This is a genomic window from Mesorhizobium sp. (assembly GCF_004963255.1).
GTDB lineage: Bacteria > Pseudomonadota > Alphaproteobacteria > Rhizobiales > Rhizobiaceae > Mesorhizobium.
The window spans coordinates 26,006-44,059 of record NZ_SUGA01000006.1 but is presented as its reverse complement, the minus strand read 5'-3'; the positions used below and the strand labels follow the sequence as shown (position 1 = coordinate 44,059).

At 61.5% G+C, this 18,054-nt stretch carries 15 protein-coding genes and 1 pseudogene; 10 read left to right on the top strand and 6 right to left on the bottom strand.

Going from position 1 to position 18,054, the window contains the following annotated elements; all coding sequences use genetic code 11:
- Positions 1–205: 205 nt before the first annotated feature.
- From E5X34_RS09390 to panB, 4 genes are all read right to left on the bottom strand, one after another.
- Complete coding sequence (locus tag E5X34_RS09390; RefSeq protein WP_063169246.1) at positions 206–838, bottom strand: acyl-homoserine-lactone synthase; 633 nt, start codon at positions 836–838, stop codon at positions 206–208.
- A 92-nt stretch (positions 839–930) separates the two neighbouring features.
- A complete protein-coding gene (locus E5X34_RS09385) occupies positions 931–1,650 on the bottom strand; it encodes a LuxR family transcriptional regulator (RefSeq protein ID WP_063169247.1) in 720 nt (239 codons plus the stop codon).
- Positions 1,651–1,748: 98 nt separating this feature from the next.
- Complete coding sequence (gene panC, locus E5X34_RS09380; RefSeq protein WP_063169248.1) at positions 1,749–2,657, bottom strand: pantoate--beta-alanine ligase; 909 nt, start codon at positions 2,655–2,657, stop codon at positions 1,749–1,751.
- Entirely contained in the window at positions 2,654–3,490 is an 837-nt protein-coding gene (gene panB / locus E5X34_RS09375) for a 3-methyl-2-oxobutanoate hydroxymethyltransferase (RefSeq protein ID WP_063169249.1), read from the bottom strand. The genes panC and panB overlap by 4 nt, the downstream gene beginning before the upstream one ends.
- 171 nt (positions 3,491–3,661) lie before the next feature.
- On the opposite strand from panB, the gene E5X34_RS09370 reads away from it, so the two are divergent.
- The 10 genes from E5X34_RS09370 (at position 3,662) to E5X34_RS09325 (ending at position 15,055) form a co-directional block, all read left to right on the top strand.
- Entirely contained in the window at positions 3,662–4,624 is a 963-nt protein-coding gene (locus E5X34_RS09370) for a membrane protein (protein ID WP_024505567.1), read from the top strand.
- Positions 4,625–4,686: 62 nt separating this feature from the next.
- A complete protein-coding gene (gene nadA / locus E5X34_RS09365; protein WP_063169250.1) occupies positions 4,687–5,661 on the top strand; it encodes a quinolinate synthase NadA in 975 nt (324 codons plus the stop codon).
- Positions 5,658–7,199: an L-aspartate oxidase gene (locus E5X34_RS09360; RefSeq protein WP_063169251.1), complete on the top strand. Its 1,542-nt coding sequence runs from the start codon at positions 5,658–5,660 to the stop codon at positions 7,197–7,199. Before nadA ends, E5X34_RS09360 begins: the two co-directional genes overlap by 4 nt.
- 1 nt (position 7,200) lies before the next feature.
- Positions 7,201–8,082, top strand: a complete 882-nt coding sequence (gene nadC / locus E5X34_RS09355; RefSeq protein ID WP_063169252.1) for a carboxylating nicotinate-nucleotide diphosphorylase — start codon at positions 7,201–7,203, stop codon at positions 8,080–8,082.
- A 174-nt stretch (positions 8,083–8,256) separates the two neighbouring features.
- Entirely contained in the window at positions 8,257–9,225 is a 969-nt protein-coding gene (bioB, locus tag E5X34_RS09350; protein WP_224570943.1) for a biotin synthase BioB, read from the top strand.
- Positions 9,222–10,361 (top strand): 8-amino-7-oxononanoate synthase, encoded by a 1,140-nt coding sequence (locus tag E5X34_RS09345; RefSeq protein WP_024505572.1) that lies wholly within the window; start codon positions 9,222–9,224, stop codon positions 10,359–10,361. The genes bioB and E5X34_RS09345 overlap by 4 nt, the downstream gene beginning before the upstream one ends.
- Entirely contained in the window at positions 10,358–10,993 is a 636-nt protein-coding gene (gene bioD / locus E5X34_RS09340; RefSeq protein WP_063169254.1) for a dethiobiotin synthase, read from the top strand. The genes E5X34_RS09345 and bioD overlap by 4 nt, the downstream gene beginning before the upstream one ends.
- Positions 10,993–12,258: an adenosylmethionine--8-amino-7-oxononanoate transaminase gene (locus E5X34_RS09335; protein ID WP_063169255.1), complete on the top strand. Its 1,266-nt coding sequence runs from the start codon at positions 10,993–10,995 to the stop codon at positions 12,256–12,258. Before bioD ends, E5X34_RS09335 begins: the two co-directional genes overlap by 1 nt.
- Positions 12,255–13,238, top strand: a complete 984-nt coding sequence (locus tag E5X34_RS09330; RefSeq protein WP_063169256.1) for a beta-ketoacyl-ACP synthase III — start codon at positions 12,255–12,257, stop codon at positions 13,236–13,238. Before E5X34_RS09335 ends, E5X34_RS09330 begins: the two co-directional genes overlap by 4 nt.
- Positions 13,239–13,411: 173 nt before the next feature.
- Positions 13,412–15,055, top strand: a complete 1,644-nt coding sequence (locus E5X34_RS09325) for an MFS transporter (protein ID WP_063169257.1) — start codon at positions 13,412–13,414, stop codon at positions 15,053–15,055.
- 234 nt (positions 15,056–15,289) lie between these two features.
- On the opposite strand, the pseudogene hemN reads toward E5X34_RS09325, so the two are convergent.
- Both hemN and E5X34_RS09315 read right to left on the bottom strand, forming a co-directional pair.
- Positions 15,290–16,616 (bottom strand): annotated as a pseudogene (gene hemN, locus E5X34_RS09320) (oxygen-independent coproporphyrinogen III oxidase).
- Positions 16,617–17,080: 464 nt separating this feature from the next.
- Positions 17,081–17,437, bottom strand: a complete 357-nt coding sequence (locus E5X34_RS09315; RefSeq protein ID WP_024505577.1) for a hypothetical protein — start codon at positions 17,435–17,437, stop codon at positions 17,081–17,083.
- Positions 17,438–18,054: the final 617 nt, after the last annotated feature.

Genomic DNA, 18,054 nt, shown 5'->3' with positions numbered 1-18,054 from the left:
GGCTTCTTTGGACGAAGCGGAGGGGCGCCATTTTGGCGTGCTCACGCTGGACTGCGGGTTGCGCCTACGGAAATCCAAAGTCCGGCCGCGCGAGCCAATCGACCGGAACAGTCGAAAGCTCGTGGGGCGGGTCCGCTCACCCTCACGGCGGCGGTGGCGGCCGTGAGCAGACTTAACTCAAGTCACGGCTGAGCATCCGCAGGCGCTATGCCGATTGGATGAGAACTGGTTGCCACAACACCGGCCCGTTGAGGCGTCCCCTCCAGCGGATGCGCAAGAGACTGGCGTAGGAAATATCGAGGAAGCCGGCGACTGCCTCGGTGTTGCCGACCTGCTTGGGCTGTCCGATACGTGACAACGGCCAGGTCGCGAGACGAAGGATCCTTTCGATGCGCGTATCTGTCACCGTTACGATCCCGGAGAGATTGTTGGCCAAGCCGAATTCGATGATCCCCGCGAAGAGCTCGTAGGTTGCTTGGGCCAGGCCGCCAGCTGCCTTCGGCGCTGTCGCAGGGAGATCGAGCGCGAAACGACTACTCTCCCAGATATCGGCACTCGCAGGGACCACCATCTCATCCAGCAGCGTCGGAAACGTATCGCGCAACATTGTCGGTCCGGTGGTCGGCAAAAGGCGGACGCAGCCGCAAGTTCGCCAATCGGACCCCTTGAGAAGCAGGTAGACGGGGTTCAGGCTGTCAAACGAGTCCGTTTCCATTTCGCCTTCGGTCTGCACTTCCCAATCGAGCCGCTTCTTGAAAACCCGATACCTAAGTCCGTGCATTTCCTTGAGTTCGCTCGCAAACTCGGCGTAGCAGTCGGGTGTTATCAGCTGCATCATTGTCGTCTCCGTGCGGGATGTGTCCACGCAATCGAAGGGCAAAGCCGTCATGAATGCAGCCTGTAGACCTTTACAGCTAGACTTGGAGAGGATCAGGATCTCGCCCGAGCAGCCATCCGCACTACGGCCTGGTTGATGGTTCGCACGCCAAGCTTCGCCTTGGCGTTTTCCTGATGGAAGGTCACGGTGCGTTTCGAGACACCGAGAATCTGGCTGATATCCCAGGCCGACTTGCCGCACGCCGCCCATTTCAGGCACTCGAACTCCCGCCGGGTGAGCATTATGCCATCTACCACGCAATCTTCGGCGAGCCTGCGCCGGGCATGGATATGAACGTTGATCGCAACCAGTTGCATTGCTTTTTCGTAGCGCGTCAGCGACCTCAGAAATGGCGGATGCGCCTCGTTGGAGGCGAAGGTCAGTGCGGCGAACCGGCCGCGATGATCATGCATCGACATGGTCAGTCCGCCGCGAATGCCGAACTCAGCTGCTTTTTCCAGGACTTCCTGCTGAGAGGTCGGCAAATAACGGTGATCGCGGTCCACACCCCAGTCGAAGGTATCCCAGCCCCGCAGTCCCCGCAGGATCACGGGATCCACGCTGTGGTAGCGCTGTTGCAGGTAATGTGATGTCCATGATGATGGATAATTCGAGATCAATCGCGGCCTGTCGCCGGAAGCGGATGGGTAGGTGAAATAAGCGAAGAGCGGAAAGTCGAACCCGGCTGCGGCGGACGCCATTGCCTCATGGAGATCGACGGCATCGACGCTTGCAGAGAGTTGCTCGACCAAGGTTTCAAATACGCGATGCATCTGCGCTTAGCGTACCTCGCGGAGGTTGCTGGAAGCCGACGGAGACGTGGTTCTAAATGATGGCCTGTCCCTGCAGGGCATACGACGCGCCGCCGTCATCACCGCAATTGCTGTGCTGCTTCCGATTGGAGAGAGCTCCGCCCACCTGACCAACTACCGATGGGTGATATTGCGACGTTATCGATGAGCCGCGTGTCGCCAAGCCAAGCCGCAGCAAGCAAGCGTGCCGGTCGGTCAAGGCTTGCTAACGATTGCAGGTCTGTTTCTCCGCGAAGCTCCAGGTATTCGAGCTCGCGATAGCCGGCAGCCAGAATTGCTGCACGCGCTTCATCAAGCGTAGGCAGGATGGGGGAGCCGCGTGCAAGCCGCTCGGCCGTATCGAGCAGGACCGATGCTAGTTTTGGGGCAATGGCGCGTTGGGCTGGGGAGAGCCGCACGTTACGCGACGATAGCGCAAGACCATCGGCTTCGCGGACTGTCGGACAGGGCACAATAGTGATCGGAATGTCGAGATCCCGGACCAAGCGCCTGACAAGCTGAAGTTGCTGAAAATCCTTTTCGCCAAAAAAGGCGAAGTCAGCGCCGGCCTGCAGGAAGAGCTTGGCCACGACCGTCGCCACGCCATTGAAATGGCCGAGCCGGAATGCGCCGCAAAGGCATTCGCTGATGCCGGACACTGAAACGGCCGTGGCGAAGCCCACCTGGTACATTTCCTCTGTGTCCGGCACATAGAGCAGATGCGTGCCCAGCAGAGCGAGCTTGGCAGCATCGTCGCTTTCCGTCCGAGGGTAGGCAATCAGGTCGGCGGGGCTGTTGAACTGCTTGGGGTTTACGAACAGCGTCACGATCACCCGCTCGGCCCTTTCGAGCGCCTTCCGCACGAGGCTCAGATGCCCGTCGTGCAAGGCTCCCATGGTCGGCACAATACCGATCGTGGCACCCGAGCGACGCCATTGCGCAACGACGCCGCGCAGCTCGCTCACGGTTCGAGCGATCGGCACGCTCATGTGAAGTCACCGGCCTTCAAGGCGTTGACATAGAGATGTTCGACCGCCGGAAAGTGCCGGTTCCGCATATCGGTGGCGTAAGCGGCGATTGCCGCCTCAGCCTGCTCACCGAGCTCGGCATAGCGTTTGACGAACTTCGGCCGAAATGAGGTGAAGAGCCCGAGCATATCGTGGCTCACCAGAATCTGGCCGTCGCAAGCTGGCGAGGCACCGATGCCGATGGTGGGTATGTCGATATCGGCGGTTATCTGCCGTGCAAGCTGCTCCGGTATCTTTTCCAGCACCAAGGAGAAGGCGCCAGCTTCAGTTACCGCCCTGGCGTCGCGCCTGATCCGCTCTGCATCGGCTCCCCGGCCCTGCACACGATAGCCTCCAAACGTGTTTACCGCCTGCGGCGTCAGGCCCACATGGGCCATGACAGGTACGCCGCGCGCGGTAAGGAAGCGGATGGTTTCCGCGATGGTCTCGCCGCCCTCGATCTTTACCGCTGAACAACCGGTCTCACCCATCACGCGCGCAGCGTTGCCGAAAGCGTGCTCTGGGCTTTCCTCGTAGGAACCGAAGGGCAGGTCGACGACCATCAGCGCGTGTTCAAGGCCGCGGCGAACGGCCTGTCCGTGCATGATCATCATGTCGAGCGTGACCCCCAGCGTCGACGACAGGCCGTGCAGCACCATGCCGACGCTGTCGCCGACAAGAACGATGTCGCAGTGGCGATCGAGCAGCCTCGCGACCGGCGTGGTGTAGGCCGTCAAGCATACAAGTGGCGTCTGGCCTTTTCGCGATCGAATATCTGGAGGAGTCATCCCTTTTATCTCACCAGCCGCGCTCAACCGAGGCCCCTTCCCTTACGTTACCAACAGCGGGTGTCGCGTTTGGCATATTTTTGTGCGACTGCGAAGAGCTAAAAACAGCGCTTGAGTACTCCGGTGTTGACGTGCTGGCTTCCAAGGTTACATTCAATCGATTAAGGCGCTCCGTTGGGCCAACCCGCTTTCGCAAACATGGATCCTCAGACAAGAAGAACCAAGAAAGGCAAAGCCGCCGTCAAAGCTGACGAAGCCAAAGTGGACCTGACTGCCGTCGTGGTCGCCGTAAACGACAGTGAGCCCTGTGTCCTCACAGTCGGTCATGCGGACACCCTCCCTTCTGGACCTTTTGCCCTTGAGCATCGATCACTGCAGTCGGGTTTGAGGGGGTGGGTGGAGCAGCAGACCGGCCATGCACTTGGATACATCGAGCAACTCTACACCTTCGCCGATCGCGATCGCATCGGCACTGAGCGCCACCAGCGCGTCATCTCAATCAGCTATCTCGCATTGACCAGGAAGGAACAGGCAACGAACTCGGCCGCGTGCGGCTGGCAAAGTTGGTACGAATATTTTCCCTGGGAGGACCACCGCTTCGGCACGCCGCCTGTGCTGCTCGATAGATTGCGGCCCCGCCTGATTGAGTGGGCCGGCGGCGCCAGCGAGCCGACCACTCAACGCGAGCGCCGGCAGCGCGCTGCGATAGCCTTCGGCTTCGACGACCGCCATTGGAACGAGGAACTCACGCTCCAACGCTACGAGTTGCTCTATGAAGCTGCTCTGATTGAGGAGGCCGGTGGCGGCAGGGACGCGATTGCGGCCGCGGCTGGCAAACCAATGGTCGCTGACCACCGTCGTATTCTGGCAACCGGGATCGCGCGGCTGCGTTCGAAGATCAAATACCGGCCGGTCGTGTTCGAGCTTATGCGGCCTTCCTTCACGCTGCTGCAACTGCAGCGAACCGTGGAAGCTTTGGCTGGCAGGCTGATCAACAAGCCGAACTTCCGGAGATTGGTCGAGCAGCAGGAACTTGTTGAGGAGACCGGGGAGACCTCCCTCGACACGGGCGGCCGACCGGCGAAGCTTTATCGCTTCCGGCATGCCGTCCTCGACGACAGGGCTATCGCCGGGACAAAATTACCGCTGGCGCGGGCTTGACATACTTATAGTCAAGGTAGATATATTCCCTTATTGTCAAACCGAATATAATCGAGGCGCCAATGACTGGGGCGTTACCTATGGCTGCGTCCTTGTATGAGCGTGTCCGGCGGGTGATCCCACCCGTTGAATGGCCCGCGTTCGCCGGCGATATTGAAGCCATCTTAGCGCTGAAGCGTGAGCGCAATGCGGTGGTGCTGGCGCACAATTACCAGACGCCCGAAATTTTTCATTGCGTGGCAGACATCGTCGGCGACAGCCTGGCGTTGGCCCACAAGGCGGTGACGGTCGACGCCGACATCATCGTGGTTGCCGGCGTTCATTTCATGGCCGAGACGGCAAAACTGCTCAATCCGAACAAGACCGTGCTCATCCCGGATCTCCGCGCCGGCTGCTCGCTGGCCGAATCGATCACGGCAAACGACGTGCGGCTAATGCGGCTGCGGTATCCGGGGGTCCCCGTTGTTACTTACGTCAACACTTCCGCCGCCGTAAAAGCGGAGTCCGACATCTGCTGCACGTCCGGCAACGCCAAGGCGGTGGTGGAATCGCTTGGCGTGGCGCGTGTGCTGATGCTCCCGGACGAATATCTGGCGAGGAACGTGGCAGCCGATACAGACGTCGAGATCATCGCCTGGAAAGGCCATTGCGAGGTGCATGAGCGCTTCACCGCAGCAGACATCCGGGAACTGCGCGATGCCCATCCAGGCGTCATCGTGCTGGCCCATCCAGAATGCCCACCAGACGTTGTCGCGGAGGCGGAGTTCTCCGGCTCGACCGCGGCGATGTCGGATTATGTCGAGCGTGAGAAACCGAAGCGTGTCGTCCTTCTGACCGAATGTTCGATGAGCGACAACGTCGCGGTCGCGCATCCCGACGTCGAGTTCGTTCGCCCATGCAATCTGTGCCCGCACATGAAGCGCATCAACCTGGCCAACATTCGCGCCGCACTCGAGCAGAACCGGCATGAGGTCCGGATTGATCCCGAAATTGCCGGCCCCGCCCGCCGCGCGGTCGAGCGCATGCTTTCCCTATGAGTCTGGAGGTTCGCGAAATCGCGGGGGCGCCGGTCGTCATCGGCGGCGGCATTGCCGGCCTGATGACGGCGCTTCATCTGGCGCCGGAACCGGTCGTGCTTTTGACCAACGCGCCGCTTGGAACCGGAGCCTGCAGTGAACTTGCCCAGGGCGGTCTTGCGGCAAGTCTCGGGGGCGACGACGGCCCAGATTTTCACCTTTGCGACACGATAGCTGCCGGCGACGGACTCTGCGATGAGGCCACGGTGCGGCGAGTGGTACGAGCTGCACCCGAAGCGATTAGGACGATCCAAAGGTTCGGCGTCGACTTCGACCAGCACCCTGACCGCGCGTTGCGACTTGGGCTCGAGGCGGCACACTCGCGACGGCGGATTGTGCATGCAGCCGGCGACGCCACCGGTCGCGAGTTGGTGCGCGCGCTCGTCGCCGCGGTTCGGCGTACAGCCTCGATCACCATTATCGAAAATGTGGAGGTCCGCCGGCTGGTCGTGCAGGACGGGTCGGTCATCGCCGTGGTCGCAGCAGGACGAGCCGGCGCGCTCGCTCTGCCCACGCGTCGCGCGGTGCTGGCGACCGGCGGCGTCGGCGGGCTGTTTTGCGACACGACAAACCCCGCTGGCTCATGGGGTCACGGGCTGGCGCTCGCCGCATGGGCGGGGGCGGAACTCGCCGACTTGGAATTCATACAGTTCCATCCAACTGCGCTCGACGGTCCGCGCCGGCCGATGCCGCTGGTGAGCGAAGCCGTGCGTGGCGAAGGCGCGGTGCTCATCGATGAGCGAGGAGAGCGCTTCCTCGCCGACACACCTGGCGGTGAACTTGCGCCTCGCGACGTCGTAGCGCGCGCCATTTGGCACCAGCTTGCCGTTGGACGCCGCGTATTCCTGGACGCACGGCAAAGTCTCGGCCCGAGATTTGGCAAGCGTTTTCCAGGCATCGCCGAATTGTGCCGGAGCGCAGGAATCGACCCAGCGACCGACCTGATCCCGGTGCGCCCGGCGGCACATTATCACATGGGCGGCGTCGCCGTAGACAGCGCCGGCCGCAGCTCCATCGAGGGATTGTGGGCCTGCGGTGAGGTGGCCTGTACCGGCCTGCACGGCGCCAACCGCCTGGCCAGCAACTCGCTCACCGAAGCGGCGGTCACCGCGAGCTGGGTTGCCGAAAGCGTTGCCGGCACGTCGTATACCCGGCGACCGCGCAGATGCTCCACATTCGTCCCTCCACGACCAGACGCTTCCGTGGTCCGCCCGATTGTCTCCGCCGCCCTGGGTATCATCCGCGACGGCGAGGCAATGCGCGAAGCGGTGGCGACCCTGCTGCCGATCGCAGCCAATAGTGTCGCTGCCTCTGGTCCGGCTTTGGTCTCACTGATGATCGCCGCGGCGGCCCTGAGGCGGGAAGAGAGTCGAGGCGCGCACTGTCGGTCCGATTTCCCGCTCCACGATGCCAACGTGCGCCCATCACGGCTGACACTGCACAGCGCAATGCGGGCCGCGGCCGCACTCGATTGCCGGGCTACCATACGGAGCACTTGATATGACTTCATTCTCCCCCCTCCCCGCGACCCTGATCGAACCGATTGTGCGCGTTGCGCTCCTCGAAGACCTGGGCAGATCCGGCGACCTGACCACCGATGCGGTTATCCCGTATGATTGCACTGCCACGTTGGTGCTCAAAGCGAGGCAGGCGGGCGTCGTTGCCGGGCTCGATCTGGTCTCGTATGCCTTCCTTCTCGTGGAACCGGCGATCAACATCCAGATCTGGCGCCCTGATGGCAGCGAGGTTGGGGCCGGGGAAACCATTGCAAGATTGTCCGGACCCGCACGAGGCCTGCTCACGGCCGAACGCACGGCCCTCAATTTCTTATGCCGGCTGAGCGGCATTGCCACTGCCACAGCGGCCATGGTTGAGGCCGTGCGCGGTCACAAGGCGAGGATTGTATCGACGCGAAAGACGACGCCCGGGCTGCGGGCATTGGAGAAATACGCCGTGCGCGTCGGCGGCGGTGCCAATCACCGGTTCGGCCTCGATGACGGCGTGCTCATAAAGGACAACCACATCGCGATCGCCGGCGATATGCGCACAGCAATAGAGCGGGCGCGCGCCGCAGCAGGGCATATGGTGAAGGTCGAGGTCGAGGTCGACACGCTGAAGCAGCTCGATGCAGCGCTCGCGATTGGTGTTGACGCGGTGCTGCTCGACAATATGTCGGTCGAGGATCTTGCCCGCGCGGTTTCTATAGTGGATGGCCGTACGATCACCGAGGCGTCCGGTCGGGTGATGCCGAAAACGGCGGCGGCGATTGCGGCGACCGGTGTCGATCTCATCTCCATGGGTTGGCTGACGCACAGCGCCCCGATCCTCGACATCGGCCTGGACATGCCGGACCACCAGAACATCTGCAAGCACTTGAACTGAGGATTACGGCGTGAGGAGCAACATCAGCTCGGCAGGCGTAGGAGGTGCTGGAAAGACGTGCCGCAGCTCGCCTTTAGCGAGTGCGCCCCAAAGCCAAGAAGGCGTACCGGACTAGCAAACAAAGGTTTGACGATGACGATTGGAATGAACTCGGAGTTCGACGTGAACCAGACCATGCAATCGGTCGACGGAACGCCTCCGCGATGGAACCGCAAAGAGGCCGAGGCCATCTACGGCATGCCATTCAACGATCTGCTGTTCCTGGCTCAGACGATCCACCGCCAGAACTTCGATCGAAACCGAGTGCAGCTGTCGCGGCTCCTTAGCATCAAGACCGGCGGGTGCCCCGAAGATTGCGGCTATTGCAGCCAGTCTGCGCATTACGAAACCGGTGTGAAGGCGTCGAAGCTGGTGGACGTCAAGCATGTCATCGACGAAGCGGCCAAGGCGCGTGATGGCGGCGCAACGCGCTATTGCATGGGCGCGGCGTGGCGAAGTCCCAAGGAGCGCGACATGGACGTTGTGGTCGCCATGATTGAGGGCGTCAAGGCCCTCGGCATGGAGACCTGCATGACGCTCGGCATGCTCGATCTTGAGCAAGCTGCTCGCCTGAAGCAGGCCGGTCTCGACTACTATAACCACAACATCGATACCTCTGAGCGCTACTATGGCGAGGTTATTTCAACCAGGACTTTTGCCGACCGGCTGAAAACGCTTGGGCACGTGCGCGCGGTTGGGATGAAAGTCTGCTGCGGCGGCATTGTCGGGATGGGAGAAGAAAAGACCGATCGCATCGACATGCTGGTCACGCTCGCGAACCTGCCCGAGCCGCCGGAAAGCGTGCCGATCAACATGCTTATTCCCATCGAAGGCACGCCGCTTGCCGCGGCCGACGCCATCGATCCGATCGATTTCGTCCGCATCGTTGCGCTCGCGCGGGTGATGATGCCGAAATCCTATGTAAGGCTGTCCGCCGGCAGGACGGCGATGAGCGACGAAACGCAGGCGCTGTGCTTCTTTGCCGGCGCCAATTCGATCTTTGTCGGCGACACGCTGCTGACGGCGGGAAATCCCGGCGAGGACAAGGATACCCTTCTGTTCCGGCGCCTCGGCATTGAGCCTATGGAACTCGCCACGCAATGAAGGAGGCAATTCTTGCCCGCTATGACGCAACCTTGCGGGGACTGGGGCGCAAGGACCGGTTGCGGACGCTCGCACCGCGCGCCGGGCTCGACTTCTCGTCGAACGACTATATCGGACTTGCCGCCTCCAAAAGACTGGGCGATGCGGTTTCGACGGCGATTGCGCGGGGCACGCCAGTGGGCGCCACCGGATCGCGGCTGTTGCGCGGCAATGCACCGGAACATGAGCAACTGGAGGCGGACGCAGCGGCATTTTTCGGAGCCGAGCGTGCACTGTTCTTCGGCAGCGGCTATATCGCCAACTTCGCTCTGCTGACGGCCCTGCCGCAGAAAGGCGACCTGCTGGTCCTCGACGAGCTCGCTCATGCCAGCATGCATGAGGGTGCCCAGGCCGGGCGCGCTGAGTTCAAGCTGGCCGCGCACAACGACGTCGACGCTGTCGAGGACGCAATCACCCGCTGGCGCGCCGAAGGCGGCATGGGGCGGGTGTGGATCGCCTTCGAAAGCCTTTACAGCATGGATGGCGACCGTGCGCCGATGGAGAGCCTGGTCGCGCTGGCTGATCGGTACCAGGCATTCATCGTCGTCGATGAAGCGCATGCCACCGGCGTCTGGGGACCGGACGGCCGGGGACTGGCCGCCGCGTATGAAGGCCGCGACAACATCGTCACGCTCCACACATGCGGCAAGGCGCTTGGCGCATCCGGCGCGCTCGTTACCGGACCGCGAACACTGTGCGACTATCTTATCAACCGGTGCCGGCCATTCATCTATGCGACCGCACCATCGCCGCTGATGGCAGTCGCGGCACGTGAGGCGCTGACTATTCTGTCTGACGAGCCTATGCGTCGTGCTCAGTTGCACGAGCGTGTCGCTTTCGCGAGCCGGCAATTGGCCGAACGCTGCGGCGTGATGCCCAGCGGCTCGCAGATCCAGCCGCTTGTGATCGGCGATAACAGCCGCACCATGGCGGTGGCGGCAGGACTGCAGGCACGCGGCTTCGACATACGCGGCATTCGCCCGCCGACAGTGCCTGAGGGTACGTCGCGCCTGCGCATTTCGCTGACTCTCAACGTCGACGAAGCCGACATTTCCGCCATGGTCGAGGCTCTCGTCGGAGTGTTGGCCACAGCATGACCAAACGCATCGTCGTCACCGGAACAGACACTGGAATTGGCAAGACAGTGTTTTCGGCCGGACTTGCCGGGCTGCTCGACGGCTTCTACTGGAAGCCGGTGCAATCGGGCCTCAACGAGGAGACCGACAGCGAGGTCGTCGCCCGGCTTTCCGGCTTGCCCGACGGACGCGTGCTGCCCGAAGTCTATCGACTGACGATGCCGCTGTCGCCGCATCGATCAGCCGAAATCGACGGCGTCGCGATCGAGGCCGACGATCTTTCATTTCCGGTCCTGCCGACACCGCTCGTCATCGAAGGCGCCGGCGGGCTGATGGTGCCGCTCAATCGACAGACAAGGTTCATTGACATATTCGAACAATGGCGGCTGCCGGTCATACTGTGCGCCCGCACCGCGCTTGGCACCATCAATCATACGCTGTTGTCGATCGAGGCCCTGAGAGCCCGCTCCATCCCGCTCATCGGCATTGCCTTCATTGGCGAAGAGGTGGCCGATACACAAAGGACAATCGTGGAATTCGGCGGCGTGCCGCAGCTGGGCAGGCTGCCGCACCTCGGTCCGCTGACGGGTGAAACGTTGAGAGATGCAATGATTTCCGGCTTCGACCTGGCCATGATTGCCGGAGGCGACTGATGGCGGAGTCTCGAGTCTGGCATCCGTTCACGCAGCACGCGCTAGAGCCCTCGCTCCCTGAAATCGTGCTGACTGAAGGCGCCTATCTCCACAAGGCCGACGGCTTCCGCATCCTCGATGCGATTTCTTCCTGGTGGGTCGTCACCCATGGCCATCGCCACCCCCGCATCATGAAGGCCATCGAGACGACCGCCTCGAGCCTCGACCAGATCATCTTCGCGGGCTTCACCCACGAGCCGGCCGAACGGCTGGCCGAGGCGCTTGTAGGCATCGCACCCGCCGGCCTCCACCGGGTGTTCTATTCCGACAGTGGCTCGACCTCAGTCGAAGTCGCGCTGAAGATGGCGCTCGGCTATTTCCGTAACATCGGCGCGTCGCGTTCGCGCATCGCCGTCATGGAGCACAGCTATCATGGCGACACCATCGGCACGATGAGCGTCGGCGCCCGTGGCGTCTTCAACGCCGCCTATGAGCCTTTGCTGTTCGAGGTCGACACCATCCCCTTCCCGGCCGCCGGGCGCGAGCAGGAAACGCTGGATCGGTTCGAGGCCGTTAGCCGCGACCGGCGCGCAGCCGCGCTGATCGTCGAGCCGCTGGTGCTTGGCGCCGGCGGCATGCTGATGTATCCGGCCTGGGTTCTTGCCGAATTGAAGAGGATCGCCGAAGCCTCCGGCACGCTCGTGATCGCCGATGAAGTGATGACCGGCTGGGGGCGCACCGGAACCATGTTTGCCTGCGAACAGGCGTCCGTCTCGCCCGACATCTTGTGCACCTCGAAAGGTCTGACCGGTGGTACCATCCCGCTGGCCGCCACGATCGCCACCGATGCCATCTTCCACGCTCACTTTTCGGAGGATCGCAAGAAGACGTTTTTCCATTCGAGCTCCTACACCGCCAATCCGATCGCCTGCGCGGCAGCACTTGCCAATGTCGAGATCTGGCGTGACGAGCCGGTGGCCGAGCGGATCGCGGTCTTGAGCGCGAGGCAGGCCGCGGGGCTGCAACGCTTCCGGGACAATCCATATTTCACCGACTGCCGGACAACCGGCACCATCGCGGCACTCGACCTACGCACCGGCTCAGCCGGTTATCTGGCCGAGATCGGGCCAAAACTGCGCGCTTTTTTCCTTGAGCGCGGCCTGTTGGTGCGCCCGCTCGGCAATGTCCTCTATCTTCTGCCGCCCTATTGCATCACCAGCGACGAATTGGACGGGCTCTATGACGCGATAGAGGAGGCCGGCGAACGCTTCGGCTCGCGGCCATGAACCTATCGTCGCGCGTTCTCGGCTTCGGCCATCATGCGCCGACGCGCAAGGTCGAGAACCCGGAAATCGAAGACCGGCTCGGGCTTGAGCCCGGCTGGATCGAGCGGCGCACCGGAATTCGCTCGCGCTTCTGGGCAACAGACGAAGACACGCTGTCGGGCCTTGCCGCCTCTGCCGGCGACATGGCGCTGACCAATGCCGGTATCGACCGCGGCGACGTCGGTCTACTCTTGCTCGCCACGTCGACGCCCGATCACCTTCTGCCGCCAAGCGCGCCGCTGGTCGCACATCGGCTGGGGCTAGGCCGCGCCGGAGCGATCGACCTGACCGGCGCCTGCGCCGGCTTCATCTATGCGCTGATGTTCGCCGACGGGTTCACCCGCCTGCACGGCAAAGCGAGCCTTGTCATCGCCGCCAACATCCTCAGCCACCGCATCAATTTGGCCGAGCGCGCCAGCGCCGTGCTGTTTGCCGATGCCGCCGGCGCCATGGTGATCAGTCCTTGCGATGACCCGGATCGAGGCATTCTCGGCGCTTCGGTGGATTCCGACGGCTCGCGCTACGGGCTAATCCAGATTCCCGCCGGGGGAAGCAACACTCCGTTCCATGCCGACCTCGACCTCGCGCAGACACGGATGACGATCACTGACGGCCGTGAAGTATTCAGCAAGGCCGTGGAGATGATGACCGCCTGCTCGAGAGATGCGCTCACTGCTGCCCGACTGAGGCCGCAAGACCTCGATCGTTTCGTGCCGCATCAGGCCAATGCGCGCATTTTCGACGCGGTCGGCAGGAACCTCGGCATCGCTGATCACTCGATCGTCAAGACGATCGCCGAATATGGCAACTCTTCCGCCGCGACGATCCCGCTCTCATTGTCGCTGGCCCATCGGGCGCAGCCGTTTCGGCCTGGCGAGAAAGTCCTCTTGGCGGCAGCGGGTGCGGGTCTCAGCGGCGGCGCGCTTGTGGTGGGAATTTAGCAAAGCAATGCTTGCGCACAGGACTGCTCATGAATGAGACTATGAGAATGGCTCAATACGCAAATAGTCGCCGGCAAGCTCCATAGAGCTGGGGTCCGTGCGGTGCTCCGCGATGTCTAAGTATCGACCCGCTTGCTCAAATCGCAGCGCTCATCGAAGGCCAGCAATACCTCATGCAGAGCGAAAATCCCCAACCGCCCGTTTCAAAGACGCTCGCCCCATTTCGAAACAAGGTGTTTCGCTCAATTTGGGCGGCCACCCAGATTTCCAGCCTCGGTTGGCTAGTGCAAACGGTCGCCATCAGTTGGCTTATGGCAACGATTTCAGCGTCCGACCTCATGGTGGCACTCGTCCAGGCCGCATCCACATTGCCGGTGTTCTTCCTCTCAGTTTTCGCCGGAGCCATTGCCGACAACTTCAGCCGCCGGTGGGTGATGTTTGCGGGACACTGCCTGATAGCATCGGCGTCGACGACGCTGATGATTTCTGTGGGTCTGGGATTTGTCAGTCCTTGGCTGATTCTCGGGTTAGGTTTCCTGGCCGGCTGCGGCTTTGCCTTGAATGATCCGGCTTGGCACGCTTCGGTCGGCGATATCCTTCACAAACGCGACATTCCGGCCGCAGTGACGCTTATGTCCGTCGGATACAACATTGTGCGCAGCGTTGGTCCAGCCTTGGGGGGCGTGATCCTGGCCGTCTTTGGGCCGCTGGCCGCTTTCGCCTTGGCTGCGGTGAGTGATCTGGCGCCCATAAGCGCGATATGGCGCACCAAATGGGAGGTCCGCTCTTCGCCTCTCCCTCGTGAGAGAATGACGACGGCAATTCATGACGGAGTGCGCTTTACGGCGATGTCTTTGGAGATCAGGGCAGCGACCGCCCGAGCCGCTCTTTTCGGGTTGGCAAGCATCTCCATTCTGGCGTTGCTCCCCCTCGTCGTCCGGGATCAGTTGAAGAGTGGGCCAATTGTCTACGGTATCTTATTGGCCGGCTTCGGCATGGGTGCTTTCATCGCGGGTATGGGCAACGGCTTCTTGAGGAAGGTCACGTCTCAAAACAGGCTGGTGGCCTTCGCCTCTGTGGCTTGTGCAGTCTGTTGCCTCTCCCTTGCCCTTACATCGTCGCTTCCTGTGGCGGCCATTTCGCTGGCGCTCGGCGGAGCGGGTTGGCTTATCACCTGGACGGGCATTGACGTGTCGGTGCAGTTGGCAAGCCCAAGGTGGGTTGTAGGCCGCACGCTCTCCATTTACTACGCCTTGAGCGCAGGCGGTATGGCTGCTGGCAGCTGGATCTGGGGTTCTGTCGCGCAAAACTATTCCTTGACCTCAGCATTGGAGGGCGCCGCAGGCGCTCTGTTGCTGGTTGCAGCAGCGGGGATCGTGTTGCCGGTCCGTCCCTGGGAAGAAACCGATCAAGAAAGTTCAGTTTTTCATCCGCCGGACGTGGCTCTCGATCTGAAACCCAGAAGTGGCCCTATCGTGGCCAAGGTCGAGTATTTGATATCGGAGGAAAATATCGAGGCCTTTCTGGGCTCCATGCGCACGCGGCGACACGTCCAGAGCCGTGCCGGTGCACGAAACTGGACGCTCCAGCGAAATCTGCAAACACCGTCACTTTGGACGGAGACATTCCGCACCCCCACCTGGATGGACTTTCTCCGCCTAAATCATCGACTCACCGCAGCAGATAAGGAAGTCGCCCAGCATCTCCTGTCACTGCATGAAGGAGAGGTGCCTCCGCAGACAGTGCTTTCGATTGAACGGACGACCGAGGCAATTCGTACCCGTACCTCGACAATCTTTTCTCGTCCTCCAAGATGACGCCATCAAGCTGCTGTCCAGGGACAGGGTGGATCACCGGTGCTTTGCAGAGCACAGCCTCACACCGAGAGCAGCGTGCTCCGGGTTGTGCGCTTTCGCGCGCACCCAGGCGAGATGATGGTGAACGCGGCGTCAAGTGGAAGTCCCCTGCATACGCTTGCGGAGTCTTCTGCGAGAGCCCATGCCGACGAGCGCCAAACAAGGTCTGATGCCTTTCGGCGTCGTGGCCTCAACTCATCGATTCGCGAGAAAAGCATCGAATGCAGCAGCAACGGCGCGAACAACAAAGCGGTGCTCCGGCCGCACGCGGATGAAGCCGTTTTCGACGTCCAGGATCCCCTCCTCAGCCAGCGTCACCAAACTCTCAACTGAATCGAGAAAACGAGCTGGTTCGATTTCGTGGGCGGCACAGATGGTCGGCACGTCGGCCTCCAAATCGCACATCAGTCGCTCGATGATCGCTGCGCGCACCCGGTCATCGTCGGTCAGACGGTGACCCTTTGATGTCGCCAGACGTCCACTTGCGATGTGCCGGGCGTAAGAATCCCGTGTTACTTCGTTCTGAACATACCCCTCGCGGACTCGGCCAATAGCCGACGCGCCGAAGCCGATCACGTTTTGCAAGTATCGGCCGAGTATCCCAGCGAATTACGCCGTAGGCGCCCGGTCTTCTGGCGCTAGCGCAAGTTCGTCGTCCGGCGGAGCGAAATGATCGAGCCCGATCTCCCGGTAGCCAGCGCCAACCAGTGTCTCGGCGACAGTTGCAGCCTGTTCGGCGCGAAGATCGCCGTCCGGTAGACCTGCCTGCTCGATTAGGCGCTGATTCTTTATCACGGAAGGAATATGCGCGTATCCGAACACCGCAAGCCGGTTGGGGCGCATGGCGACCGCAGCCATCGCGGTCTGGATGCAGGACTGCACAGTCTGTTTCGGTAGACCGAAGATGAGGTCGAAGTTGATATGGCCAACGCCATGCCGGCGGAGATTTTGGACTGCAGCGGCCGTCTGCACCTTACTCTGGATCCGATTGATCGCCTTTGCACATCGGGATCAAAGCTCTGCATCCGATGCTCGCGCGGTTGACACCGTTAGCTGCCAGGGCTTCGGCCATTTCCGGTGTGAACGTTCGGGGATCGATCTCCACGGCGATCGCAGCAGTTTTGCTGAAAGCGAAGTGGCGGCGTAGAAATTCCATCAGCGCCAAGTGCTCGGCTGGCCCGATAAGGTGAGGCGTTCCGCCGCCGAAATGCACATCGCTCACCGGCAGCCCTTGCCGCACTTGCTCCGACACCAAACTGATCTCCTGACGCAGCACCGCTAAATAATTAAGGATCGGGCCGTTGCGACGGATGACCGCGGTAGGGAAGCCGCAATACCAGCACATGGATCGGCAAAACGGAATGTGGAAATAGAGCGACACCGATTCGTCGGCCGGGAGGCCCCCCAGCCATTCCTCATAATCGTCAGCACCAACTGCCGCAGAGAAGTCTGGCACAGTCGGATAGATGGTATACCAAGGCGGCCGGGGGTCCCGGTACTTTGTCAGGATTGAGGTGTGCAAGGAGCTGTCATCCCACGTCGCTCATCCATCATTCTTTCGTTGCGCGCTCGTCCTGGTCTCTGACCTAAGTCAGTGCGTCCCGCTTATGTCGCAGTCTCGTTTGGACAGGATGGGGTCAACCACGCCGGGGAGCGCGCGTGCCATGGTTGCGCCTGAGGTGATGGTGCGGTGCCGCATTCAACGTCTGAGTACGTGACGCCAGTGCAGTGTGCTTGAGGCGTCTGCGGAAGAACTTTGCAATGCGAAATTCATGTCCGACGCAACGGACCTGTCAAGCCTCGTTCAGACGCCATCCAGGTCCAGCCAGCGGCCTTCCCTGCCGGCCGAAAAACCATACCGGCTTTAGCCACCGAGACGCTCTAAAGCTGACGTCGGCTCATTTGATGAAAGGAGGACGCCGCTAGGGGGTGCACAAGGTTCCCCGGCTTGACGTCGCTTCGAGCGAAGAGCGGTGTGGCTTGTCGTCAAGCGCCGGGCAGCGTGCCCCCTACCGATATCCCGAAAAGATCGACCAAGATGGCCATGCCGACGCCACACGCGGTCTGGATGAGGCCGACCATGAAAATGCGATTGGCGCGTTCGTAGATGGGGCGCCGCAAGGAACTCATGTCGAGCAGCATGGACAGCGCTCTCATCTGCAGTGCGATGCCGAGCAGGATCGGCACTACGGCGAACAGATCGTAGAGTTGCCATGGCAAGGGGTTCGCGGCCCAATGAGTGAGGAAGCCGAGGGAAAAGGCAAGCAGGATACCCACGGCAGTGATTGTGCCGTTGCGGAAAATGGTCTCGATCGGTTCTTCCTTCGGATCGTGCTCGTCCAAGCGGCTTCCTTTCGTTGCTCTTTCCGTCGAGACTAAGTTCTCGAGAATACTGTTCATCGCCAATTACTCGAGGCGAGCCGTAGGCAGCCGTTTCAGGGTGCGCTCCCTCTCGCTTCCGGCCGCGCAATGTACCTGCACGGCGAACTTACAGCGGCGAAAAGGTGCTGCGGCCACCATGCGACGCCTCGGACGTGCACGCCCTCTGTTCCTGGCGCAGCCCTTGCGGAGCGTACGCGCAGTGATCCTTCTCGGTAGCGGATGGCGCGGCCTCCGTTGCGGTCAGACGGGAAGCCGTCGCTGTTAAACGAGACTGTCACATATCGAACATGGCGAACCGTGTCGCACATTTCTTTTCGCAGTGACCCTCAAAAAAAGTGATTCCAGCGAGACGAAGGCGCGTCGGCCCGATTTTGGTGTCGGCCGCATCTACGCTTCAGGTTGGCATGTCGCTTGCTGCTCTATTCGGAGAGCTGCAGCGGTCCGACCGGAGTGTTTCACATGTAAACGATAATGAATCTCCTAGCAGAAAACACTATTATAAGTACATGTGGCTTTTACGCTGGCTCACCTCTCGTGTCAAGCGCTTTGGCGTCCACATATTGGAGACAACACGCACA

Coding starts and splice junctions, on each gene's coding strand:
- E5X34_RS09335 (WP_063169255.1), top strand. CDS start 10,993: ATGGCGGAGTCTCGAGTCTGGCATCCGTTCACGCAGCACGCGCTAGAG.
- E5X34_RS09360 (WP_063169251.1), top strand. CDS start 5,658: ATGAGTCTGGAGGTTCGCGAAATCGCGGGGGCGCCGGTCGTCATCGGC.
- E5X34_RS09345 (WP_024505572.1), top strand. CDS start 9,222: ATGAAGGAGGCAATTCTTGCCCGCTATGACGCAACCTTGCGGGGACTG.
- E5X34_RS09325 (WP_063169257.1), top strand. CDS start 13,412: ATGCAGAGCGAAAATCCCCAACCGCCCGTTTCAAAGACGCTCGCCCCA.
- nadA (WP_063169250.1), top strand. CDS start 4,687: ATGACTGGGGCGTTACCTATGGCTGCGTCCTTGTATGAGCGTGTCCGG.
- E5X34_RS09370 (WP_024505567.1), top strand. CDS start 3,662: ATGGATCCTCAGACAAGAAGAACCAAGAAAGGCAAAGCCGCCGTCAAA.
- E5X34_RS09330 (WP_063169256.1), top strand. CDS start 12,255: ATGAACCTATCGTCGCGCGTTCTCGGCTTCGGCCATCATGCGCCGACG.
- nadC (WP_063169252.1), top strand. CDS start 7,201: ATGACTTCATTCTCCCCCCTCCCCGCGACCCTGATCGAACCGATTGTG.
- panC (WP_063169248.1), bottom strand. CDS start 2,657: ATGAGCGTGCCGATCGCTCGAACCGTGAGCGAGCTGCGCGGCGTCGTT.
- bioB (WP_224570943.1), top strand. CDS start 8,257: ATGCAATCGGTCGACGGAACGCCTCCGCGATGGAACCGCAAAGAGGCC.
- E5X34_RS09390 (WP_063169246.1), bottom strand. CDS start 838: ATGATGCAGCTGATAACACCCGACTGCTACGCCGAGTTTGCGAGCGAA.
- bioD (WP_063169254.1), top strand. CDS start 10,358: ATGACCAAACGCATCGTCGTCACCGGAACAGACACTGGAATTGGCAAG.
- E5X34_RS09385 (WP_063169247.1), bottom strand. CDS start 1,650: ATGCATCGCGTATTTGAAACCTTGGTCGAGCAACTCTCTGCAAGCGTC.